General features: G+C 42.4%; 18 protein-coding genes. 10 read left to right on the top strand and 8 right to left on the bottom strand.

Features of this window, described 5'->3' with window-relative positions; translation table 11 throughout:
- Positions 1-23 precede the first annotated feature (23 nt).
- The 8 genes from RCO25_RS17185 (at position 24) to RCO25_RS17150 (ending at position 6,184) form a co-directional block, all read left to right on the top strand.
- On the top strand, positions 24-764 hold the full coding sequence (locus RCO25_RS17185; protein WP_308997364.1) for a hypothetical protein: 741 nt from the start codon (positions 24-26) through the stop codon (positions 762-764).
- A 6-nt stretch (positions 765-770) separates the two neighbouring features.
- Positions 771-1,148: a GntR family transcriptional regulator gene (locus tag RCO25_RS17180; RefSeq protein WP_308997363.1), complete on the top strand. Its 378-nt coding sequence runs from the start codon at positions 771-773 to the stop codon at positions 1,146-1,148.
- A gap of 1 nt (position 1,149) precedes the next feature.
- A complete protein-coding gene (locus RCO25_RS17175; protein WP_308997362.1) occupies positions 1,150-1,839 on the top strand; it encodes an ABC transporter ATP-binding protein in 690 nt (229 codons plus the stop codon).
- 39 nt (positions 1,840-1,878) lie between these two features.
- Positions 1,879-2,613, top strand: a complete 735-nt coding sequence (locus RCO25_RS17170) for a DUF4386 domain-containing protein (protein ID WP_308997361.1) — start codon at positions 1,879-1,881, stop codon at positions 2,611-2,613.
- 12 nt (positions 2,614-2,625) lie between these two features.
- Positions 2,626-3,600, top strand: a complete 975-nt coding sequence (locus tag RCO25_RS17165; protein WP_308997386.1) for an NAD(P)-dependent alcohol dehydrogenase — start codon at positions 2,626-2,628, stop codon at positions 3,598-3,600.
- A 91-nt stretch (positions 3,601-3,691) separates the two neighbouring features.
- Positions 3,692-4,453, top strand: coding sequence for a prolipoprotein diacylglyceryl transferase (locus RCO25_RS17160; RefSeq protein ID WP_308997360.1), 762 nt, complete (start codon positions 3,692-3,694; stop codon positions 4,451-4,453).
- 2 nt (positions 4,454-4,455) lie between these two features.
- Positions 4,456-5,895 (top strand): radical SAM protein, encoded by a 1,440-nt coding sequence (locus RCO25_RS17155; RefSeq protein WP_308997359.1) that lies wholly within the window; start codon positions 4,456-4,458, stop codon positions 5,893-5,895.
- The gene (locus tag RCO25_RS17150; protein ID WP_308997358.1) at positions 5,879-6,184 is read left to right on the top strand and encodes a hypothetical protein; all 306 of its coding nucleotides are present in this window, start codon (positions 5,879-5,881) and stop codon (positions 6,182-6,184) included. Before RCO25_RS17155 ends, RCO25_RS17150 begins: the two co-directional genes overlap by 17 nt.
- A 273-nt stretch (positions 6,185-6,457) precedes the next feature.
- Here RCO25_RS17150 and RCO25_RS17145 read toward each other — a convergent pair whose 3' ends face one another.
- Positions 6,458-7,957 carry an Ig-like domain-containing protein gene (locus RCO25_RS17145; protein ID WP_308997357.1) on the bottom strand — a complete coding sequence of 500 codons (1,500 nt, stop codon included), beginning with the start codon at positions 7,955-7,957 and terminating at the stop codon, positions 6,458-6,460.
- A gap of 675 nt (positions 7,958-8,632) precedes the next feature.
- On the opposite strand from RCO25_RS17145, the gene RCO25_RS17140 reads away from it, so the two are divergent.
- Positions 8,633-8,956: a 2Fe-2S iron-sulfur cluster-binding protein gene (locus tag RCO25_RS17140; RefSeq protein WP_308997356.1), complete on the top strand. Its 324-nt coding sequence runs from the start codon at positions 8,633-8,635 to the stop codon at positions 8,954-8,956.
- Between the two features lie 639 nt (positions 8,957-9,595).
- Positions 9,596-9,799, top strand: coding sequence for a DUF378 domain-containing protein (locus RCO25_RS17135; protein WP_308997355.1), 204 nt, complete (start codon positions 9,596-9,598; stop codon positions 9,797-9,799).
- Positions 9,800-9,900: 101 nt separating this feature from the next.
- On the opposite strand, the gene RCO25_RS17130 is transcribed toward RCO25_RS17135, so the two are convergent.
- The 7 genes from RCO25_RS17130 to RCO25_RS17100 all read right to left on the bottom strand — a co-directional run bounded on the left by RCO25_RS17130 (position 9,901) and on the right by RCO25_RS17100 (position 18,294).
- Positions 9,901-10,746, bottom strand: coding sequence for a sugar phosphate isomerase/epimerase family protein (locus tag RCO25_RS17130; protein WP_308997354.1), 846 nt, complete (start codon positions 10,744-10,746; stop codon positions 9,901-9,903).
- Between the two features lie 48 nt (positions 10,747-10,794).
- Positions 10,795-11,802, bottom strand: a complete 1,008-nt coding sequence (locus RCO25_RS17125) for a zinc-dependent alcohol dehydrogenase (RefSeq protein WP_308997353.1) — start codon at positions 11,800-11,802, stop codon at positions 10,795-10,797.
- 19 nt (positions 11,803-11,821) lie between these two features.
- A complete protein-coding gene (locus RCO25_RS17120; protein ID WP_308997352.1) occupies positions 11,822-12,709 on the bottom strand; it encodes an AraC family transcriptional regulator in 888 nt (295 codons plus the stop codon).
- A gap of 112 nt (positions 12,710-12,821) precedes the next feature.
- Entirely contained in the window at positions 12,822-13,628 is an 807-nt protein-coding gene (locus tag RCO25_RS17115; protein WP_308997385.1) for a sugar phosphate isomerase/epimerase family protein, read from the bottom strand.
- A 311-nt stretch (positions 13,629-13,939) separates the two neighbouring features.
- A complete protein-coding gene (locus RCO25_RS17110) occupies positions 13,940-15,556 on the bottom strand; it encodes a response regulator (RefSeq protein ID WP_308997351.1) in 1,617 nt (538 codons plus the stop codon).
- Positions 15,553-17,352, bottom strand: coding sequence for a sensor histidine kinase (locus RCO25_RS17105; RefSeq protein WP_308997350.1), 1,800 nt, complete (start codon positions 17,350-17,352; stop codon positions 15,553-15,555). Before RCO25_RS17105 ends, RCO25_RS17110 begins: the two co-directional genes overlap by 4 nt.
- Before the next feature lie 99 nt (positions 17,353-17,451).
- Positions 17,452-18,294, bottom strand: a complete 843-nt coding sequence (locus RCO25_RS17100; protein ID WP_308997349.1) for a carbohydrate ABC transporter permease — start codon at positions 18,292-18,294, stop codon at positions 17,452-17,454.

Here is an 18,294-nt window from a genome sequence, read left to right as displayed (position 1 = left end):
TTCAAATTAAAGGGGAGATATAAATGACCGAATGGGCAGCTTTATTCAAAAAGGATTTTCGATTGACAAGAACTGTTTTTTTCATAGGGCTTGTCATTAACTTCTTGGTTCTATTGTTAACGTTGTACGTGGATATGAATACTGGCGATAACTTATTCTTGTTTATACCCTTGTTAGTTGCTGTTGTTCTCCATATTTTTTATCTTCCGGTCATCTTGTTTATCAGCTTGAGAACAGAGGCCGATCAGCTGCACCTCTGGCTGCATGATCCCCGTTCGGCCTCCACCTTACTCTTAAGTAAAGTATTGAATGGGATTGCCATGATGTTTGTATCCTTAGTTATTCTATATTTGATGGCGGGCTCCCTGATTATTTCGAGGTTCAGTTTAATTGAAGCGTATTGGACGGATACTTTGAAGGCGGGATTGCTGATTTTCCCTCATATTTTTTTGATCTCCATTATGATTAGTGCCTTCGTGATACTCTTATGGTCCATACACCATGCGCTAAAATATAGAATTGGACGTTGGACCTGGTTAGCGCTTCTTGGTGCGGTTATCATCCCAAGCTGGGTAGGCGCCTTAATCGATTCCTCTAAACCATATAAGTTATTAACGCAATGGCTAAGCATGGAAACGAATTTTCCGACATTCGCAATAGATCCCATACCTCTATATGCGGGAGAATATCTGTATCACTTTATGGTTGTCGTTGGACTATTTTATTTGAGTGCTTGGATCATGGATAGGAAAGTTGAGGTGTAATGTTGGATGGATGAATTTAATTCTACAAAACCAATCTATCTGCAATTGGCAGATCGGATCAATCGACTGATTGTAAGCAAAGAGTTAAAAGCAGGTGAGAAGCTTCAATCTGTCCGTGATATGGCGTTATCCTACAACGTCAACCCGAATACCATTCAGCGTGCTTACAGCGAACTGGAGCGTGAGGGCATTTTGGAAACAAGACGCGGTCAAGGAACGTTCGTCACCGAACATGAAGATCGACTGATTCAGCTACGCGGGAATTTGAAAGAAGAGCAGATTCTAACGTTTGTTCAGGTCATGCAGGAAATGGGATACAGCTCATATGAGATCATATCCGGACTACAGGACCACTTAAACAAAATGGATAAAGGGGATGCGTAATGTGATTGAACTGACTAATGTTTCAAAGAAGTATATGAAACGTCCTGCCATTAAGAACATTTCATTAGCGCTGCCCTTGGGTAAGATCATAGGCATTGTGGGCGAGAACGGCAGCGGAAAATCAACATTATTGAAGCTTATTGCAGGTCTTTCGCATCCGACAAGCGGATCGGTAACCGTTAATGGAGAAATCGCGAATCGAAGAATCAGTAAGCTCGTTTCTTACATGTCAGGGCATGATTCGTTCTATTCCATATTCACGGTAAGAGAAGCACTGGTCTTTCAGGCTACTCAGTTTACTGACTTCAATATAGCTAAGGCTGAGGATATCATGAAATATATGCAGCTAGATCCCAATAAGAAAATCAAAGATCTCTCAAAAGGAAATCGCGGCCGGTTAAAAATCGTGCTTACTCTAGCCAGAGAAGCGCCTTATATTTTAATGGATGAACCATTATCTGGACTTGATCCGTTGGTGCGTCAATCTATCGTGAAAGGAATGATTTCTTATGTCGATTTGGAATCGCAGACCTTAATCATGACGAGCCATGAGATAACGGAAATCGAATCGGTATTAGATAGCTTCATCGCAATCAAAGACGGGTCATTGATTCGAATGGATGATGTCGAGGAATTACACGAATCAGAGGGTCTTGGTATATCGGATTGGATGAAGAAGACGTATATTTAATTATTATCAAATCTATATTTAAACGGAGGAGATAAAAAAATGATTTCTAACAGAAAAACCGCAATCATTGTAGGTGTATTATTTATTCTTGCGGCGGTTACGTCGATAATAGGCCTTCTCTTATACGATCCTATTCTAAATGATCCTGATTACCTTACTACAGGTTTTGAGCATAAAAACCAAGTGGTACTGGGAGCGCTTTTCGAGTTAATTCTTGTCTGCTCAGCTATTGGCACTTCGATTATGCTGTATCCATTATTAAGAAAGCAAAATGAAAGTATCGCTCTTGGGTATGTCTGCTTCAGGTTCCTTGAAGCAGTTATCATTACTGTTGGTATAGTCAGCGTACTATCCCTATTGACCTTAAGTCAGGAATTTGTAGAAACCGCAGCTCCGAATGCTTCCTCTTTTCAAACCTCAGGCACTTTATTAACAGCCGTACACGACTGGACCTTTATGCTTGGACCAAATTTCATGCTGGGCGTTAACACGATGATGTGCAGTTATTTGCTCTATAAATCAAAACTCGTTCCCCGATTTATATCTGTCATGGGCCTTACTGGAGCGACACTTATTTTTATCGCTGCCTTGTTGGAAATGTTCGGTGTTATTCTTCAGCTTTCAACATGGGGAGCCATTTTGGCGATTCCGGTAGCCTTATATGAAATGACTTTAGCGGTATGGCTTATCGTTAAAGGATTCAATTTATCAGCCTTCGCTTCCGAGTCGGCAACAACGAAAACGATCATGCAAACAGCAGTAAACCTATCATAAGGAGGAATATTTATAAAAGCTATTGTGGCATCAAAATACGGATCACCCGAGGTTCTTCAGCTCAAAGAGGTCGAAAAACCTATGCCAAAAGACAATGAACTATTAATAAAAGTACATGCGACAACCGTAAACGCCGGAGACTGTAGAATGCGAAGTTTCACAGTCCCCCCCATGTTTTGGCTCCCCGGTCGAATAGCTTTAGGTTTTAGAAAACCAAGAAAACCGATATTTGGAATGGAATTAGCTGGTGAAGTTGAAGCAGTCGGCAAAGATGTAACACAGTTCAAGGCAGGTGACCAGGTTTTTGCATCGACCTTCAAGGCGAATTTTGGTGCCCACGCCGAGTATAAATGTCTGCCTGAGGATGGAGCAGTGGTAACAAAACCGAACAATATGACCTATGAGGAAGCCGCTACTCTTTCTATAGGAGCAGTTACCGCTCTGTTTTTCCTCAAAAAAGGCAACATCCAGCCCGGAAAAAAAGTGCTTATCAACGGCGCTTCGGGTAGTGTAGGCACTTTTGCGGTGCAGCTTGCTAAGTACTTTGGGGCAGAAGTTACCGGGTTATGCAGTACTCAGAATATAGAATTGGTAAAGTCTCTAGGAATTGATAAGGTCATTGACTACACCAAAGAGGATTTTACAAAAAACAGCGAGACCTATGATATTATTTTTGACGCAGTAGGCAAGACTTCGCTACCACAATGCAATAGCTCGCTGAAGAACAAAGGATATTATCTGCATACGGGATTGGTGGGATCAGATATTAAAGGACTGTGGTATTCGATGACAACAGACAAGAAAATTGTCGGCGGAACAGCTGTCACACGCAAAGAAGATCTAGTATTTCTCAAAGAGCTTACTGAGACCGGCCAGTTGAAACCGGTTATTGATCGCTGCTATCCGCTGGAGCAAATGGTCGAAGCGCACCGGTATGTCGATCAAGGTCACAAAAAAGGAAATGTAGTCATAACATTGAAACCATAACACACCTCATCCATTGTGAACAAAAAGGATTATCTATTTCCGCTAGCGAATGTATAGAAAATAAATCCAAAAAATGAAACTGGAGAACGCAATGACCTTCCCTATTTGGATCAATCTTGGCTTTATAAAGCTGCATCCTCATGTGGTGTTTGAAGCGCTTGCTTATTTTATCGGCTTTCGAGTGTACCTCTACACCCGCAGCAAAGATAAGCTTCCGATTGTGCAGGGCATGTGGATCATTGTCGGGGCCATTTTAGGAGCTGCCATCGGGTCTAAAATGTTGTATTGGCTGGAGGACCCCCTGCGGACAATCGAAAACTGGCACAGCTACACCTATTTAATGGAAGGAAAAACGATAGTCGGCGGACTGCTAGGCGGGTTGATCGGTGTGGAGTGGATGAAGAAGCGTGTCCGCATTACCCGTTCCACTGGCGATGATATGGCGCTGCCGATTGTGGTAGGCATGGTCATTGGGCGCATCGGCTGCTTTATGACCGGGCTTACTGATCATACCTACGGCACGCCGACACCTTGGATAACCGGCATTGATTTTGGGGACGGCATCCTCAGGCATCCGACACAGCTTTATGAAATTGCTTTCTTGCTTCTGCTTGGCTGGATGCTCTATCGATGGAAAAAAAGAGACGCATTTCCTGACGGAGCGATTTTCCAGATTTTTATGGCGGGATATCTCTTATTCCGCTTGGCCGTCGATTTTATAAAGCCGACCCCTCATGTTTATCTCGGGCTTAACAATATTCAGCTGGCTTGCCTCGCAGGCTTAATCTATTACTTTGCTTTGATATACAAGTGGCTGGGGCATCCGCTGCGTGCACAAAGGAAGGAGCTGTAACGGTGACAACGAAAAACAGACCCTACATTTTCTACGAGCTAACGAACAGCATTTGTTCGAAATGTTTGCGCAAGGTCGAAGCTAAAGTCATCATTGAGGACAATCAAGTGTTTCTGCTCAAATATTGCGGACACCACGGACGGGAAAAGGTACTGATAGCAAGCGACGCTGCCTATTATAAGAAATGCCGCGAATTCCTGAAGCCTGCGGAAATGCCGCAGCAATGGAACACACCGATTCGCTATGGCTGTCCCTATGATTGCGGACTATGTCCCGATCATGAGCAGCATAGCTGCCTGACGCTGCTCGAGGTCACGGACCGCTGTAATCTGCAATGTCCGATTTGCTATGCAGAGTCCTCCCCGCACAAGGGCTCGTGGCGCTCACTGGAGCAGATCGAGAAAATGCTCGATGCCATCGTCCGCAACGAGGGCGAGCCCGACATTGTGCAAATTAGCGGGGGCGAGCCTACGATTCATCCGCAGTTTTTCGAAATACTGGACCTCGCCAAAAGCAAGCCAATCAAGCATATTATGGTAAACACCAATGGCCTCCGCATTGCTCAGGACCGCAGCTTCGCCAAGCGGTTAGCCGAATATATGCCCGGCTTTGAAATATACTTACAGTTCGACAGCTTCCAGGAGGAGGCGCTGCGAGAGCTTCGCGGCGTTGATTTACGCGACGTTCGCCTCCGGGCATTAGAGCATTTGAACGAATTCAATATCTCGACCACGCTGGTCGTTACGCTTAAAAAAGGACTGAACGATCATGAGATCGGCGACATTATTCAATTCGGCCTGAAGCAGCCCGCCGTACGCGGCGTGACCTTCCAGCCTATCCAAGCGGCAGGGCGATTGGAAGATTACGATCCGGCGAAGGATCGCTTGACCCTTAGTGAGGTGCGGCAAGGAATCATTGACCAATCAGGCATTTTTCGCCCTGAAGATATTATTCCGGTGCCATGCCACCCCGATTGTTTGGCGATGGGTTACGCCTTGAAGCTTGGCGGGGATGTGCTGCCGCTTACCGGATTAATGGACCCTCAAATCTTACTGGAGGGCGGCCGCAACACGATCGTGTTCGAGCAGGATCAAACACTGAAGGCAAAAATATTCGAGCTGTTTTCGACTGCTCATTCCCCCACCTCTTCAGCGCTTTCGCTGAAAAACCTGCTATGCTGCTTGCCGATGGTCGCCGTGCCAGACAACATTAGTTATGATAATGTTTTCCGTGTCATCATTATGCAGTTTTTAGATCCATACAATTTTGATGTACGCTCCGTCAAAAAATCTTGCGTTCACATCGTACATCCCGATGGACGAATCATTCCTTTTGACACGTACAATATGTTTTATCGCGGTGATCAGGAGAAGAAGCTGGCCGAGCTGAGAAATGAATTTGACATGCGCCCGGGAGGTAAAATCAATGAGTGGAATGAGTGATGAGGATAACAAGCAGCTAGACGTATTGCCTTCTGGCAAATCGCCTGGCCATACCAAGCAGGTATGGCTCGGAATCGGTCTGTTGGCCGTGCTGCATTTGTTGCTTTTCCTTTTTCCTATCGCCTTTTTCTTTATCAGCATCGCACAACTCATATACTTGCTTCCAGCTATCCTTATTTTCCGTAAAAAAAGCGGTATCGTTCAAGGATTACTGATCGGCGCTGGCATTACTTTTCTGTTGAACGCTGCCTGCTTCGGTCTCCTGCTTAGTGGGAATTTATCTCTATAGACCTTGCTAATTCAGCCATTTTAGATCCTTTCTCCGACTTCTTGTTTGCAAGCTGTTGAATGGAAAGCCAAAAGAGGGCCGTAACAGCCCTCTGATTCTGCCCCGAATAGATGGACACAAAGAAAACCTCTATAATAAATGAACGCGTGGGATGGGACTGGGCTTACAAAACAAAGTTAGCCTTACTCCCTTTGATATTAAGCCGAGATATCCGGAGTCAACTGAAATAGAAAAGACCCGCTCAGTATTCACATGGCGGGTCATCATAATGAGCTATTTTACAGTAACTTCAATGTTTGTAAACTTACCTTTGTATTTTACTGTAATGATTGTTTTGCCTTTTTTCAATGCCGTTAAAGTACCACCGTCAACCTCTAGAATGCTGTCATTCTTAACAGTCCAGACAGCGCGATCGGTCACATCAATTTTAACGTTATCAATATATAGCGCTTCTGCAAACAACTGTTTTTCTGATCCTTTTTTAATTTCAATCTTTGATGGGCTTGAAATAACAGCTTTGACATCCTTTTCTTTTATTACCTCTACATTAAATGCAAACTCCGTCGAGCCATGGCTTACATAAACAACTGCCTTACCTGGTTTACCCGCAGTCAATATGCCTGAATCTGCATCAACTACGTCACTTTTACTAGTTTGCCATAATACTTCATCTGTCACTTCTACTTTCTGACCATCCTCCGTAAAACCATAAATGCGAATTGTTTTCTCGTCACCAGGAAGAAGTTTAATGTTCTTATTAGAAGCTACAAGGGACACATATTGAATGGCTTCCTCCTCTTCTTCTGAGATAACGGTTACTTCAATAGCTACTGTAAGACCATTATAATTAGCCGTTATGGTTGTCGTCCCTTCCGCTACCGCTTCAACCTCGCCAGTATCAATGTCCGCAATGTCATTGTCGTCCGTTGTCCAAACTGCTAAATTCGTTATATCTTTGACTTTACCATCCGAAAAAGTACCTGCTAGCTTAATTTGCTTCGTGTCGCCAACGGTTAATATTGTTTTCTTAGTGGATGCTTTAATCGACATAGCAGTATCTTTTGTTACTTTAACGGTAATCGTTAATTTCTTCCCTAAATAAGTAATAACTAGATTCGTTGATCCTACTTTGTTTCCTGCAGTGACTATCCCTTTTTTAATATCGGCTATTGCAGCTGATTCGGACCGAATAACTAACCCCTTATCAGCAGTTACTTCCTTTTCTTCACCGTTCGTATATATAGCATACACTTTTAACTTTTGAGATTTACCTACGCCAAGAACAATTTCCTGTTCAGTAGCTTCCAAGTGATCTAGTGAAGCATTACTACCAGTACCTGAAGAGCCAGCATCAGTAGTGTTTCCTGTAAATTCAATTGTTCCAATCTGATACGCTAATGGCATGTTATCTACGTCATATAAGATAGTCATAGGATAATAAGTCCCTGATTGAGGTAACACCGATCCATATCCTCTTGTATCATCATATAAACTAGACGCGGTAATGAAATCGACCCATTTAAAACGAGAGATGTCGGGTTTTGAGCCCCCATAGCTAGCAACGCCAATCCGTCTAAAGTTATCGGCCACGTCTTCTGGTAAATCATCTATATTCACATAAGTTACGAAGCCTTTCTCATTAAGTTTGTGCTCTATCCCTTTTGTTAATTCGACAATTTCCTTACCATCTGATCGAGAAGTTGCATTGCCAATAACCGGAAGTATACTGAATAAGGTTGCAAATAGCATTAACATAATAATTGCTTTTTTCAATTAACTCACTCCTATGGGTAATATGTCTCATGAACTAGAACTATACGACTATAACACGAAATTGGTAATATTTATACCCTGATTTGTCGTGAATTACTATGGTTGAGGGCAAGACTTCCAACGGGAACGATTGGGTTTCTTTGCAAGCACGACAGCCTTAAGTCTGAAAGAACTAAATGATTATTTGGCTTCATTATGCCACCGCAACTAATCGGCCTCAGCTATGCCCAGCATCAGGTTGAACAGTGTCATTATCCAGTCTCTAGCGCAAATTGATTCTGATGAAGAAATTCTTCTTTAAGACTATATAAGTTGAACTAAAGATTAGAAAACTATGGTAAGGAAACTCATACCTGCTTGTCGAATAAGTAATGAAACATGATCAGACAGGCAGGGAATGAAGATGGAAAACACAATAAGACTAGAAGAAGTAAAAGCAAGCGATGAAAAAAGTAAAAGAGCGCCGCATGTACGAACGTTATCAGGCGCTATATTTATATTTGCAAGGTAATCAGCCCACCGTCACCGGATACCCCTCATCAGAAATCCAATCACTCCAACTATCGGATTCTTTTTACGAAATGGCTATACAATTGGACTTATTCACGAAGGTAATGGTTTAATATAAGCAGATTAGGAAAATATGAGGATGAACAATCCGAGGAGGAATGGCCAATGCCGACGATTCAAGTAGAAGGAAGAGACGCCTTTCAGGCAGTTGCAGGGACGAAACTCGTGCTTGCGTTAGAGGATAGCGGGATCGACATCCTGCACAGATGCGGTGGCAATGCCAGGTGCACGACATGTGCCGTAGAGGTGCTCTCTGGGAATGTGGGCGAGATGGAAGAGGCCGAAGCGACAGTCCTCCGTAACAAAGGAATCGAGGATGCCGCTATCCGGCTATCTTGCCAAATTCGGCTGCATAGTGACGTAACGGTCCGGCTTATCAAGACAGCCACTTCTACGGGCTTGGAGCCTGGCACTCGCCCCCAAGAGTGATCGAACCACCTCTTTGTTACGATATACGGTGTTAGAGAAGTAAGTTGCGATCATCACGATAAGGGTATTGCAGGCTAATTGCTAATAAATTAAGGGTCTGGGATTCCTCGTTTGAGGACTCGTAGACCCTTTATTTGTCTGTATAGGACGAGCACGCGCTCGATCCTCTCCTCCAAAATAAGAGTTTGTCTGAATTCTTTTCGGAGAATGACTCCTTGTTGACTCGATACATAAAAAATATAGAGTGACGGCTTTAATCTCGCCAAGCTCTGTATACTAATTGTAGTACATACTGTTATTCATTTTTATTCCGTTGGATTGACCGTAAAGATAGAATGGATATTACCCATAATGATTCTCTTCGATCACTGTTTTAAATCCAATGACTTCCCGATAGAAAACTGCCATGGCGGACACATCTTTAGCCAGCACAGTAATACTGGTTCAACAAGTAAGCCAGATCATTTATGCCAGCGCCCATGTGCATCGACCTCCCTTAAACTCCAAAAAATGCGGCTTGTTTGGCATATCCTGCGGCAGCTGCTCATAAACCTAAAGTATGCAACCAAGAATCAGCACACCTATATCAGACCGTTGCTCCAAAAAAAGTTGAGAACCCCATTAAGGAGGCTGTTTCTAATGAAGGTACTTAACGTAATCAGTCTTATTCTGGTCATCCTAGGCGGCTTAAACTGGTTATCCGTTGGCTTGTTCAATTACGACGTCGTCAGTGAACTTTTCGGGGGTACGGAAGAAGTTGTGTCGCGAATCGTATATATCGTCGTTGGTGTCGCAGCGCTTTATGCTCTCTCCTTCTTCTCAAAGGTAGCAAGCGAGGATTAAAGAAAAACGACAGAAACCGCAGGACACGTCTGGGTTTACCGGATGTGTCCTGCGGTTTTTATGTTGCCTTTTATTTCATTCGTAGTGTTTTGCAGCTGTAGTTACACGTCGCCAAGCGTTGAAAACACCCGGTCAAAGCCTGCCTTCGAGCGAAGGAACGCCTCTTCCGTCGTTGGTTGAACGTCATCGCCATACGGCATCAACACTTCTTGCGCAACGACGCCCGTATAGCCGATTTTTCGCAAGCTGCGTAAAAATCCGCTCAAATCGATAACGCCCTCTCCCGGATAAAGCCGATCATGATCCAATACTTGCTCGATCGGCATCGATTTGGCATCGTTAATATGGACGTACGCAACTTGATTAGACGACAATCGCTCCAGATCACCGGTCGTTAAGCCATTGGTGTGCCAATGATAAGAATCCAATAGCAAGCCGACATTCGGCCTGTCGATTGCATCCATGAACGCTAATGTATCCTCCATCGTATGGATGAAAGGATGCTTGTAAGTCGTTTGCCAATGATGCGGACCGACGAATTCAAGGCCCAGCTTCACACCGTATACGCCTACAATATCCGCGCATCGTCTAAGCCGGCGAACCGCCTGTACGGCCAGAACTGCCGGGGAAAGGGCTGTCGAAGGCAATATATACGTGCAGCAGGTATCGCTTCCCAGCAAAGCCGCCGCTTTGGCGCGAGCCTCCAACAAAGCCAAACCGTCCAGAAACTCTTCCTCACCGTTCCGCCAATCCACGCCTAGATCGAAAGCACCCATCGCCATTCCGTACGAATTCAGCAATTCCCTAGCAGCTTCCAGCCCGTAAGTTTCAATCAAGCCTGCCGCATCAATTTCCACAGCTTGAAATCCATTTTCCGCTGCCAACTCAATCAACCGCTTATCATCGCCGACCCTACCTAATCCCGCCCGGGTCAATCCTCTTAACATATACCCCAGCTCCATCAGAAAAATAGAATAATCGCAATACTGCTGTTTTTAAGACCAATCGAATAAAACGCCATAGTAATGCTCTTTGTCGTTTCTTAATCCTTCGTACGCGGACGCCGCTTCCTCCGGTTTAAGAATATGACTGATTAGCGGTTCGATGCTCAGCTTGTTCTTCGCCATTAAATCAAAAACGATTTGCGAATTTCGCACTAAGGAATGCTTCACGAACGAGTCTTTCTCCACCGGATAACGCCATTCATGCGCCCCTTTAAAGGCAATGCTGCCGTAATTGATCAAATGAACGTAATTCAGCATCTCGGTGACATTGGTCTGATACTGCCCCCGCGGACTGCCAAGAAGAATCAGCTCCCCGAACTTGGCGATCAAAGGCAAATTATCGACGGCTACCTTCGGCACTCCGGTCGCTTCAATCAAGACAGACACGCCTTCGCCTTTCGTCAGCCTCATTACCTCTTCCCGAATATCCCCGCGTCCTGCATGCAAAGCCGCGTCAATCCCCGTCGTTTCCGCCATCTTCAATCGTTGATTCGACAGATCGATTCCGAACACATTCGCTCCCTGCAGCTTGGCTAATTGGGAAGCCATATTGCCGATCAGCCCCAGCCCCGTAACGACGACGTTGTCTCCCAATTCAATTTGCGACACCCGAGTCGAGGTGAAGGCCACCGTCGCCATCCGCGTGAAAGGAACCCAAGTTAACGGAACATTCTGCGGAGCCTTCAAAAACACACCAGTCGTCGGAACGATTTGATAAGTGGAATGATCGCCGTAATGGAAAACAAGATCGCCGGGACTGAACTGCCGGGCGCCATTGCCTACTTCTATAATTTCGCTCACCGAGGCGTACCCGGGCACCCCGGGCATGCCAAACCACCCTTCGTTTCCGGACAAGCATGCAAGCTCCGTACCCGGGCTGATTAATGTATATCTCTTTTTAACTAACGCCTCATGATCTCCAATGCGGGAAATGAATAACGTTGCATCATGCACCTCAACCTGCCATGGCGCCGCGAATACGATCTGTTTATTTTGCAATAGTAAAATGCTCCTCTTCTTATACGTCTTTGCGGATCGTGGAATGTGCGGCGAAAAACTGGCTAGGCGTAATGCCAACCGTCGTCTTGAAGGAACGGCTGAACAAATGAATGCTGGAGAAGCCTACCTCTTCCGCAATGGCCGTCAACGTTTTGTGTCCTTCGATAATTTTCACTTTGGCTTGCTCGATCCGCACATGGGTTAAATATTTATGAATCGTTATATTCAATTGCTCCTTGAACAAAAAGGATAAATGATTGGTCGAGACGCCGGCATGCTCGCTGATCGTGACATTATCGAGCCCCGCATCGGCGTAACACTCATTGATGAAGTTGATTGATTTCTCAAGCACACCCCATCCTTTGGTCATCTTGCCTTCCTGCTCGTTGCTGCCGTTTTGTCCCTTGAGGAAAAAATAAAGTAGCTCGATGCCTATCGCCTTACCCATTAAATCGCGGTTGGACTTCTCGTCCAAGAAATTTTTTTGCATTAGCAGAAATCTTCTCTTCAAGTCGATACGGTCCACCTTACGCAAATGAGAGACAGGAAAAACGGCGTCCAAAGCTTTTTCCCTCTCGGGAACTTGTCTGGTCTGCTCATTGATGAGCCCCGTTTCCTTCCAGCCGCTCCGGATTTCGTCGTAATGAAGATCGAAATGCACAATGTATTGAATCAAGGGAACGTCTGACGTCGTTCGAATGATATGCGGAAGCAAGGGGGGCATCAGAAAGAGATCTCCCTCTTTTGCCAGATACTTTACCCCGTTTAAGACAAAATCCGCTTCTCCTTGCTCGATATAGGTAAAGACATGGTCAAAATCAATCCACTCGCCGGAGAGGGAAGAAGATTTTACGATTTTGACGAGTCTCACATGTGGAGAAATGGTATTCATCCATGCTTCCATCATTCGCTCCTCCAAATTTCCTTTATCGTCATCCGACACGAACGCTTACAGCTTACTGCACGCCCGTTAGATCATGCACTAAATATAATCCATTATCGGCAACGATTACAGTCCCCTATTCACATCCTCTTACCGGTATACGAAGTCGTTGCTCCACGAAGTCTCTGCAAATTTCCAAGCTGCGATAGGGCGTGCTTGTAGACCGGTCGATCTCGACTGTCACCCAGCCCTGATATTGAACCTCGTTCAACGCTTCGATAATAGAGTCGAAATCGATTTTACCAAGCCCCAGCTCGCAAAAGATCGGCACTTCGTTTCCGTCAAGCATCGGAAAATCTTCCGCAACGGCGCCGTCTTTCGTAACATCCTTCAGATGCACGTAAGCGACTCTATCTTTGTAGCGACGAATCAGCTCGGCGGGATTCATGCCGGCTCCAGTCAATTGGGCGGTGTCCGGCGCAAAGAAAACGACATCGGAATCGCATAGTTCCATTATGGCATCCAGCTCATTCTCGTTCTGCACTTCAGTCCATAAATGCGGATGAAGGCAGGCTTTGACGCCCAGCTCGAAAGTTCGTTTCGCCGTCTCGGCGATGGTTGCAGTCGCCGTCTTCAGCTCCTCCAAGCTGGCCGGCCTTTGCCGGGGACCACCGGGGCCAAGCACCAAATGCCCTGCTCCGCATTGCGAAACTATTCGAGCCAGCCGCACATTATAATCCAGAATCTCCTGCCTTTTGGACGGATCTGTAAATTTGCTGGACATAGCTCCCGTAACGCCTCCGTAGAGCGCCGCCAATTCCAAGTTGTACTGAGCCAGCAATTCTTTGAACTGCGCGATATTTTGTTCATATTGAAGCGCAAAAGAAGGCCATGGCTCGATCGCCCGATAACCGAGCTTGGAAGCTTCCTTAAGCGCTTGCAGATGGTTGTCGCCCCATGTAATGGCGTGTACCGCTATCTTTCCTTTAAATGCATTTATACGGTTTCACCCCCTTGACAGAATAAAAAAATCCGGATATAACCCGATTATAGGGTTGTATCCGGATTTAATCTTTAGCTTAAACCATTAATTTTTATCTAAAACACGGCTAAGGACCTTCGCTATGCCATCTCCCATAAAATAAAGAATTTATCTTGTCTGCTTCGAATACGAGCGTTCATCCAACTCAACCGCTCACAAAAGTATTTTCTGAGAGCGAATGTTGACTCCCTGTATTTCAACGTGATCTTCAATTATTTCATTTGATCCAATGTTTTAAATTGTAATGGCGAATGTCCTGTATATTTTTTAAAACATAGACTGAAGTATTGCGGATTACTATATCCAACCTTGCTTGCTACTTCATAAGCTTTCCATGACTCATTTCTAAGCAGCAGCTTTGCATTCTCCATACGTATTCTTGTCAGATAATCGATAAAGTTTTCATCGATCTCTTGTTTGAATATTGTGCTTAAATAGGAAGAACTAATATGGACATGTCGGGCGACATCCCTTAATGACAAGCTCTCGGAACTATAGTTTTCTGCAATAAAGCTGACAGCTTGTTCAACCATCATCTTTTGCGGATTATTGCTTTCCTTATTAAGGACAGAAAAAATATCATTCAAAATGACAGAAAGCGTGTTGAATATATCATATATCGTATTTAATGAATTGATCTTTTCGGCAACCGTGTGCAAACTGTTTTGAAAGCTCTTTGTATGATCATTGCTCCAGTTGCTCATTTCCTTTATAACCATAACAAGAAGCTCAATGGCAATAATTCTTATTTTACTAAGCGAAACACTCTTATCCCCCAACAACAAGTCTTGTATTTCCCTAAGAGTATTCACCGCACGTTCTTTTTCTCTAAGTTTGATCTCCAGAATTAATCTATCCTTGTAACTGTTTAATTCGTGATCCGCATTTTCGGTTCTACCGAACAAGTTAATATCCTCAATGGTTATAATTCTGTTTTTACCAAGAATATGTTTGAATTCTATAGCGTTTACAGCATCATAATATGATTTGGATATTCCGCTAAAACTTTGATAAAAGCGTCCTACTCCAATTGTTACAGTGGTTTTAAGAAGCTTCTCTACTTTTTCGCAAATATCATATCCAATATCGTACACTTTGGAGACATCCACATCTTCCACTGCCGTACTGTTGATTATAATAACAAATTCGTCGTTATCCGAATAGTAAGTGACCGTTTTGTACTCATTAGATAGAAGCTCAGTTGAAATATTGTAAGCAGCGAATTTGCAGAGTTCATTGTCCATGATCGTATCCAGATAATCCTTGTTGTTATAATCGTCCACTTTAAAAATTAACACAAGAAAGCTGCCTTCAGAAATCTGAAGATTGTAGAATCCAATATCATCCAATATATTTTTATCTTCAATAGGCGGCTTTGTTAAAAGATTATGGATAAATGACTGCTTCATTACAGGCATATTCTCGTAAATCTGACGCTTTAGAATATTCTCATCCGAGATTTGTTTTGCTACAGCTTGAAGTGCGCTCATAAGATCTGTGGGTGAAATAGGTTTTAACAAATAGTTTTCCGCTTCTAAATTCATTGCTTTTTTTACATATTCAAATTCATCAAAGCCTGATAAAAAAATGACCTTTGGAGATATTCCAAGTTTTTTGGATTGTTCAAACATATCAAGACCACTCATTATGGGCATTTTAATATCGCTTAACACGATATCAGGATTAAACCTTTTTATAAGTTCTAGTCCTTCGCTTCCATTATGGCCCATCCCTATCACTTCGAATTTATCCATACCATGTTTTTTTATTGTTGCAGTTAGTCCGCGTCTAATAATATCTTCATCGTCAACAATCAGGATAGTATTCATACTGGACTCCCCCATATTTTATTAATACGGATAGTTACTATTGTACCCCTATCTAATTCACTCTCATATAACAATCCAAACGGTCTTCCGTAGTAGATAAGCAATCTCTCTTGTACATTTTTGATACCATACGAAGACGTCATTGGGCTCCAGTCTCCTGTTTGCAGGCAGTCATTAATCAGTGCAAGCTTATCTTTAGGAATCCCTTTACCGTTATCCATGATTTTTATAATTAAAGTATCTTCTTCAATTAAGCCTTGTACGATAATTGTGCTAATCTTAACACCATTAATGCCATGATGAATCGCATTTTCAATGATAGGCTGCAGGGTCAATTTCACAATACTGAAATTCAGTATTTCTTCATCCACTTCAATTTTATAATCCATATTGCTATACCGCATTTTTTGAATTTCAAGATAGTCGCTAATCAGCTCCAGTTCTTTTTTAACTGTAACAATCTCGTCCCCGTTGCTAAGACATAGTCTGAAAAAACTGGCCAGGTTTTTCATCATTTTCGCAGCATTGTCGGATTCACCCATGCTATAAAGTTCTTGTATTGAAAATAATGTGTTATATAGAAAATGGGGATTAATCTGTTCTTGCAATACTTTCAGTTCTAAAGTTCTCTTCTTTTCACTTTGTTCTTGAACATTGGCAAGCAACCGATTTACTTTGCTAACCATATGTCTCAAGCCTCGATTCATTTTCGTAATTTCATAACATACATTATCATCAAATTTAATATCAAAATTATCATCTTGAATAATTTCGATCTCCTTTACCCACTTATTAATCGGCTTGGTAATCATATTTGCGCTTAACCATGCTAATATTAGCAACGGAATCAGAATACAAATGAATACGCTTACAAACACTTTAAATAGTTGATCAATAGAGGAATATAATGCAGACTCTTTGATAACGGATGCGAACTTCCATTGCGGCATATTAATCGTGTCATAAATAAAGAGATAATCTTCATTATCTATCTTTAAGCTGGTGATCCCATTTTCACTTGTTAAATTCTCTAATTTACTTGCATGAGGTTCCTGAATATTATTGTTCTTATATTCCGGAAAAAAAACAATTTTATCCTCAGCTATGAGAGCCGTATAGAAATCTTCCATGTTCATATTATCAAACAGAATTTCTTCAAAAAATGAATTTTTAAATCCAAAATAAAGTAAGCATTTTACATTTGATTCCGGAAACTCTATTACTTTATATAGGCTTAAAGCATTGGGGCTTACTCTGTCTTTATTAAAAACAGTATTTGTTTTGTTGATAGACCACACATAATCTTGTGCCTCTGCCGAATTTAGCTTATAGTCCCCAACTTGCTCTGTGAAGGAAAGAGAATGAATATTAATTTTATCCTTGCTATAGTAAATGTACTGGTTGGAGCCATCAGCAAATTGAAAGCCTACAAATACGCTTTCTAACATATTTTCATTATCCATATAAATGCTAATAAGGCTATTATAAAAATCAATATATTGTTCATTGCTCATTTTAAAACTCAATGCGTTCAGATTAGAATCTAAAGCAAGCTTGTCTTTCTCAAATTTGTAGAACGTTTCAAATACATTAAACAGTTGAACCCCCATATAATTAGAAGCTTGAGATATTGTATTCAAAGCGCTTTGACTAATCATATTCTTTGCTTTATCTTCAATTAAATAGTAGGATATGACACTGCTTAATAATATGCCGATAGAGATAATTGGAATGGTGACAAATAATATCAAATTCTTAAATGGAGATCTTTTAATATATTGTATCATTTTATTCATGTTCGTCTTCATTCCTTCCGTTTGTGTGCAAGGGCTTGCTACTTACTCATTTCACCTTGAAATTTACAACACATTCGGATTTTCAATCTTTATAGCCATTTATCCTTTAATTGCACCGCTGGCCATCCCCTGAACAAGGAACTTCTGAATATATGCAAACAGCAGAATTGGGGGAATCATAGCGATAATGCAACCCGCAGCCAATAGACCATACGAAATACTGTATTCACTCAGCATAGAACTTAAGCCGACCGTAATCGTTAATTTTGAAGGTGAATTCACAAACATAAAGGTAAATAAAAACTCTTTCCATGCATAAATAAAAGCGAATGAGCTTGCCGCGACTACGCCTGGAAGAAGGATGGGCAGTATAATTCTAAATAACCCCTGCAGTCTGTTACAACCATCGATCATAGCGGCCTCTTCTATTTCAACTGGAATTTTAGACATAAAACCAACCATTAAAAGTGATATAAATGGAAGTTTGAATGCTATGGTTGCAATGATAACCGAAGCCAAAGAATCGATAAGATACATTGATTTAAAAATCATAAACAAAGGTATAATCATCATAGCCATAGGCAAAAATTGTGTACACAATAAAATAATAAAAAATGCTTTTCTTCCCTTAAACTTAAATCTGGTAAGAGGGTACGCCACCAAGATCGAAAGAATAACCACACCTACTAATACGGTACCCGATACAATAACACTATTCAAGAAGTATTTATCGAAGCCGACACTGTTCCAGGCAACAATAAAGTTGTTAAAAGTAAAGGATCTCGGAAAATAAGATACAGGTCTGGAAACAATATCGCTTTCAAGCTTAAAGGCTGTAATTAACGTCCAGTAAATTGGGAATATAATAAAGGTAATCGTAGCTATTAACGGTATATAGAGGAAAATGAATCTATGTATGATCTTTTTTGTTTTTGTATTCAT

It is taken from the genome of Paenibacillus sp. LHD-38, assembly GCF_031157315.1.
GTDB lineage: Bacteria > Bacillota > Bacilli > Paenibacillales > Paenibacillaceae > Pristimantibacillus.
Note: the sequence above shows the minus strand (reverse complement) of the source record. Positions and strands in the feature narration are given on the sequence as shown.

Excerpts from the sequence above, each read along its gene's own strand:
- RCO25_RS17120 (WP_308997352.1), bottom strand. The coding sequence starts at position 12,709 with ATGATGGAAGCATGGATGAATACCATTTCTCCACATGTGAGACTCGTC.
- RCO25_RS17110 (WP_308997351.1), bottom strand. The coding sequence starts at position 15,556 with ATGAATACTATCCTGATTGTTGACGATGAAGATATTATTAGACGCGGA.
- RCO25_RS17140 (WP_308997356.1), top strand. The coding sequence starts at position 8,633 with ATGCCGACGATTCAAGTAGAAGGAAGAGACGCCTTTCAGGCAGTTGCA.
- RCO25_RS17130 (WP_308997354.1), bottom strand. The coding sequence starts at position 10,746 with ATGTTAAGAGGATTGACCCGGGCGGGATTAGGTAGGGTCGGCGATGAT.
- RCO25_RS17105 (WP_308997350.1), bottom strand. The coding sequence starts at position 17,352 with ATGAATAAAATGATACAATATATTAAAAGATCTCCATTTAAGAATTTG.
- RCO25_RS17150 (WP_308997358.1), top strand. The coding sequence starts at position 5,879 with ATGAGTGGAATGAGTGATGAGGATAACAAGCAGCTAGACGTATTGCCT.
- RCO25_RS17180 (WP_308997363.1), top strand. The coding sequence starts at position 771 with ATGGATGAATTTAATTCTACAAAACCAATCTATCTGCAATTGGCAGAT.
- RCO25_RS17160 (WP_308997360.1), top strand. The coding sequence starts at position 3,692 with ATGACCTTCCCTATTTGGATCAATCTTGGCTTTATAAAGCTGCATCCT.
- RCO25_RS17185 (WP_308997364.1), top strand. The coding sequence starts at position 24 with ATGACCGAATGGGCAGCTTTATTCAAAAAGGATTTTCGATTGACAAGA.
- RCO25_RS17170 (WP_308997361.1), top strand. The coding sequence starts at position 1,879 with ATGATTTCTAACAGAAAAACCGCAATCATTGTAGGTGTATTATTTATT.
- RCO25_RS17100 (WP_308997349.1), bottom strand. The coding sequence starts at position 18,294 with ATGAATACAAAAACAAAAAAGATCATACATAGATTCATTTTCCTCTAT.
- RCO25_RS17135 (WP_308997355.1), top strand. The coding sequence starts at position 9,596 with ATGAAGGTACTTAACGTAATCAGTCTTATTCTGGTCATCCTAGGCGGC.